Annotated in this window: 8 tRNA genes and 1 rRNA gene; all 9 read left to right on the top strand. The window is 48.0% G+C overall.

The window, feature by feature from the left end:
• The first annotated feature begins 53 nt into the window (after nt 1-53).
• Nucleotides 54-169, top strand: a 5S ribosomal RNA gene (gene rrf, locus AZ46_RS19655).
• A 23-nt stretch (nt 170-192) separates the two neighbouring features.
• Nucleotides 193-267 (top strand) — tRNA-Asn (locus tag AZ46_RS19650).
• Nucleotide 268: 1 nt separating this feature from the next.
• A tRNA-Thr gene (locus AZ46_RS19645) sits at nt 269-341 on the top strand.
• A gap of 18 nt (nt 342-359) precedes the next feature.
• Nucleotides 360-434, top strand: a tRNA-Glu gene (locus AZ46_RS19640).
• A 39-nt stretch (nt 435-473) separates the two neighbouring features.
• Nucleotides 474-549 (top strand) — tRNA-Val (locus tag AZ46_RS19635).
• 27 nt (nt 550-576) lie between these two features.
• Nucleotides 577-652, top strand: a tRNA-Thr gene (locus AZ46_RS19630).
• Nucleotides 653-661: 9 nt separating this feature from the next.
• A tRNA-Tyr gene (locus tag AZ46_RS19625) sits at nt 662-746 on the top strand.
• 18 nt (nt 747-764) lie between these two features.
• Nucleotides 765-838: transfer RNA gene (locus AZ46_RS19620), tRNA-Trp, on the top strand.
• A gap of 27 nt (nt 839-865) precedes the next feature.
• Nucleotides 866-938 (top strand) — tRNA-His (locus AZ46_RS19615).
• The last annotated feature ends 46 nt before the right edge of the window (nt 939-984 follow it).

Below are 984 nucleotides of genomic sequence, written 5' to 3'. Positions count from 1 at the left end.
AAAAAAAGCTTGAAATCTTCGGATTTCATAGTATAATAATTTTTGTCACTATGTCTGGTGATGATGGCAAAGAGGTCACACCCGTTCCCATGCCGAACACGGAAGTTAAGCTCTTTAGCGCCGATGGTAGTTGGGGGTTTCCCCCTGTGAGAGTAGGACGTTGCCAGGCTTGTGAACAAATCATTATATTATTCCGCAGTAGCTCAGTGGTAGAGCTATCGGCTGTTAACCGATCGGTCGTAGGTTCGAGTCCTACCTGCGGAGCCATGCTTCCATAGCTCAGTCGGTAGAGCACTTCCATGGTAAGGAAGAGGTCATCGGTTCAAGCCCGGTTGGGAGCTTACATTACAACTTCAACTGGCCCGTTGGTCAAGCGGTTAAGACACCGCCCTTTCACGGCGGTAACACGGGTTCGAATCCCGTACGGGTCACCATTGTTTTTTTATGTGAAATACTAAACATTCTTTTCTTCTGGAGGATTAGCTCAGCTGGGAGAGCATCTGCCTTACAAGCAGAGGGTCGGCGGTTCGAGCCCGTCATCCTCCACCATAAGAATTAAATAATCTTACTTCAAATGCCGGTGTAGCTCAATTGGTAGAGCAACTGACTTGTAATCAGTAGGTTGGGGGTTCAAGTCCTCTCGCCGGCACCACTGAAATGTGGAGGGGTAGCGAAGTGGCTAAACGCGGCGGACTGTAAATCCGCTCCCTCAGGGTTCGGCGGTTCGAATCCGTCCCCCTCCACCATTTTTTAAAAAAGAATACAGGGGTATAGTTTAAAGGTAGAACAGAGGTCTCCAAAACCTCCGGTGTGGGTTCGAGTCCTACTACCCCTGCCAATTTAATTAATCTTATATAGTATAATGGCGGCTGTGGCGAAGTGGTTAACGCACCAGATTGTGGCTCTGGCATTCGTGGGTTCGATTCCCATCAGTCGCCCCTTTTTACTTAATAGGGTTTTTATTTTTGTTTTGGGCTATAGCCA

This window comes from Metabacillus indicus LMG 22858 (assembly GCF_000708755.2).
Taxonomy (GTDB): domain Bacteria; phylum Bacillota; class Bacilli; order Bacillales; family Bacillaceae; genus Bacillus_P; species Bacillus_P indicus.
The sequence above is the reverse complement of the archived record's forward strand: the minus strand, read 5'-3'. Positions and strand labels throughout refer to the sequence as shown.